Source organism: Actinomyces sp. 565 (genome assembly GCF_010365615.1).
GTDB lineage: Bacteria > Actinomycetota > Actinomycetes > Actinomycetales > Actinomycetaceae > Actinomyces.
This window is the reverse complement of sequence record NZ_PIZD01000053.1, coordinates 1-3,730: the sequence shown is the minus strand read 5'-3', so window position 1 is coordinate 3,730 and position 3,730 is coordinate 1. Positions and strand designations below refer to the sequence as shown.

The window sequence follows — 3,730 nt, the reverse complement described above, 5'->3', positions numbered from 1 at the left end:
GGCGGGCCCTTTGGGCCCGCCGACGCGTTTATGCCGATCTCGGACGTTCTGGTCGACGATTCGTACCTCCGGTGACAGTGCGGGGGGTAGGGGTACGTGGCGTCGTCAGAAGTGCCGAGGCGTCATCCCGGAGCGTGAAGTGAGCCAGCCCGGTCTGCGCCCCTCGCAGCGGCGCCCAGCCCCCGCGGTAGCAGAGTCACTGGAGTCGGCGGCCAGCGCCGTCCGCGGCTACCGCCTCCGTCCAGGAGCCGCGTGGTCTCAACGAATACGACGAGTCATCCGCTGCCACCAACACGGCCTGGCACCGGGCCGACGTCGTCGTCATCGGCCCCAGCCACAGCACCCACGAACCAAAGCCTAGGCTGTACTCGTGACGCTAACGAGATAAGTCATATATCACTTATATTCGGCAACCGATATTACATTACGGTGCTTTTTAACTACGTGTTGCGGTAATGGCTTCGCAGCCTTAGCGACTCGTGCCAGTTTTAATGACGGCACGTCAGTATCGGGGTCTTCAGGCTCGTCGCATATGCAGCTGCCGGAACCCAGGTCTGGCCCGCGGTGTAGGGACCGTTTCTCGGGCCTAGGAGGAGGCCCCGCCGCACATGGGGTCGGTCCATGTCTGACGAGGACGTCTTGGCCGAGACGGGGTCGTATTCGGGATGGGCCGAATGCACTAACCGTTAGGCGCAGCTGACCGCCCCTGAACCGCCGAACCGCCGCGCCCTGCCCACAGCGCAACAGGCCAAGCAGCCAAGCACCACCCAGCAGACTCCCACCAGCCAACGCGCCTCACCACCCCTTTCACGAAGACCCACTAAGCCGGCGCCGAGATGGACCGGGTAGGACCTGAGGGAGAGCACGCGGGTAGACGAAAGGATTATCCGGTCGCATAGGATGGGCGCGTTTCACCACGGCGCACGGGAGGGCGGCACATGCAGCACCGCACGCAGGAAACGAGTTACATCTCCACCCGGGGAGGCATGGCGCCCACCGGCTTCCTGGACGTGCTCCTGTCCGGCTTGGCCCCCGACGGCGGCCTCGCCGTCCCTGCCGCAGTGCCGCGGGTGTCCGCCGCCACTCTGGAGTCGTGGCGGTCGCTGAGCTACCCGGAGCTCGCGGCCGAGGTCATTGGCCTGTACGCCACCGACATTCCGGCCGAAGACCTGCGCGCGCTCACCTCCGCCGCCTACGGTCCGGAGCGCTTCCCGGCGCCGGTGGTACCGCTGCGCCCGCTCGACGCCGTCGCCCCCGGACTCGCCCTGGTGGGGTTGTCCGAGGGGCCGACCATGGCTTTCAAGGACCTGGCCATGCAGTTCCTCGGCCAGGCGATCCCGTATCAGCTGGCCCGCGAGGGACGCGTGCTCAACATCCTCGGCGCCACCAGCGGGGACACCGGATCAGCGGCCGAGCACGCCTTCCGCGGACGCGACGGCGTCAGCGTCTTCATGCTCTCCCCGCAGGGACGCATGAGCGATGTGCAACGTGCGCAGATGTACTCCCTGGCAGATGCCAACATCCACAACATCGCCGTCGAAGGCGTCTTTGACGACTGCCAGAACCTGGTCAAGGCGATCAACAACGACGCCGCCTTCAAGGCCGAGCACTCCATCGGTGCGGTCAACTCCATCAACTTCGGACGCATCGCCGCCCAGGTCGCCTACTACGTGTGGGCCTGGCTGCGCGCGTCCGACGGCGTCGCGGAGGGTGACGCCGGAGCGGCAGTGGCAGCCGGGGTAGACGGGTCGAGCATCGGAGCCGACGCCTTCCGTGTGGACGTGGCCGTCCCCAGCGGCAACTTCGGCAATATCTACGCCGGCCACCTGGCCCGCACCATGGGCGTGCCCATCCGGCGGCTCATTCTGGCCACCAATGAGAACAACGTGCTGGACGAGTTCTTCTCCACCGGCGTCTACCGGCCGCGCAACAGCGCGCAAACCCTGGCCACATCCAGCCCATCCATGGACATCTCCAAGGCCTCCAATCTAGAGCGCTTCATCTGGACACTGCTTGGACCGGAGGAGTTCCAGTCCCGCTGGCCCGAGCTGGAGCGCACCGGGGTACTGGACCTCTCCGATCAGCTGGAACGGATGCACTCTGAGTTCGGCGTTACCTCCGGCACTTCCACGCATGCGGACAGGCTCACCGCTATCCGGCGGGTGCACGATGCCACCGGCGCACCTATCGACCCGCACACCGCCGACGGCGTCACCGTGGCTTTGCGTCTTATGGACCGCGGCGTTCCGACCCTAGTGCTGGAGACCGCCAGGCCGGAGAAGTTCCCGCAGACCGTTGCCGAAGCACTCGGCACCCCACAGGCAGTACCCGAGGCGATCCGTCGCCTGCTGGACGCCGAGCAGCACGTGGTCGATATCCCTTGCGACGAGTCGCGGCTGCGGGCACTCATTGCCGCCGACGCATTGCGACCCTGAGCACGCTGAGCTATCAACTCAGCGGGGCCGACACGTTTCACGTGAAACATCGGCGCACGCGGTGCAGGTGCGGTGTGCACCGTCGGCTGGGGTCTCCGTAGCCCAGCCACGCCCGGCGGCCGCACCGCCGACGGCATCACCGTCCACCGCGTCTCCCGAGCATTCCGGCGGGTGATGTTTCACGTGAAACATTGCGACTCAGCCATCCTGGTTCAGTGGGACCGCCTCGTGCAGTTGGCGTCGTTCGCCGCCGAACACCGCCAAGGCATTGGTGCACATACGCGAGCCCGGCACACTGAGTCGCCGGAGACGCTATTCATCGCAATGCTCCCACACCCGGCCTCCCGAGACGACAGCGCCAACGCTCGGATCCTGCTCGCACCGCTGGCCCCCTGAATACGGCACGCAAATTGCGCGCGCTCCATAACGGCCGACACCCTCACATCGTCTGCCTTGCGCCGCGCCGTCGACGCCGAGGGCGTCGATAGGGGCATCCGGCAATACGTCTGGTTGCTGGCGCTTTCCAGAGCGAGCGGCTGAGGCCGTAGTCGGCAACGGCGCCACTCGACACACGCACAGCGCGTCTGTTGGCACAGGCTTCTTGAAGCACAAAAGGCGGATTCAACCGCGTCCTGGTTGGCGAGGGCTGCTACGGGGGGACTAGTCCGTGAGACCGGCCAGCCGGTCGCTCGTATACGCCGACGTACTTCGCCTCGGTCGGCTGAGGCCCTCCAGTCACCTCCGAGGCACTCCGGCACGGTCGCCAGACCGGTCGGTACAGGATGCTTCAGCGCCGCAACGGTCCCTACCTGTAAGCCGAGCTGCCATTAGCAACTGCACCCCTGCACAGTTGGGTGCCTCGGCTGCTTTGAGGTCTATGGGTTCAGCCGCACCAAGAGTCTCACGCTAGCCGTCAAGCACCCATCATCGCGCCACAACCTTGCTTCTCCTCCGAGCGACTGCCTTCCCTTCCGTCCGCCCTTGATCCACGAGTAGCACGGGGAGACGGTGCGTATGCGGAGCGCTACCACCTACACAAACCTACGTGCATACGCGCACCCGCATGATCCACCCGCATACCGAAGCCATCTCCACCTTCACTGCCATTGTGGGGGCAGATGTGCGGGAGGGGCCGTCGCGGAGAGCCAACGGCTGGCGCAACGGTAACCGGAGCAGCCCTCATCGTGCTGGTCACCGAGGGGTAGGCGACAGGTGCGGCCATCGCGGGGAGTACACGGCGGGGGTGGTCATTGCGGGGTTGGACGCCGGGTCAGCAGCCCTCGCAGTGTCAGCCA

Annotated in this window: 1 protein-coding gene; it reads left to right on the top strand. The window is 66.0% G+C overall.

All coding sequences use genetic code 11. The features are described from left to right. The first annotated feature begins 938 nt into the window (after nt 1–938). Nucleotides 939–2,435 carry a threonine synthase gene (gene thrC, locus GZ997_RS08515; RefSeq protein WP_162679586.1) on the top strand — a complete coding sequence of 499 codons (1,497 nt, stop codon included), beginning with the start codon at nt 939–941 and terminating at the stop codon, nt 2,433–2,435. Nucleotides 2,436–3,730: the final 1,295 nt, after the last annotated feature.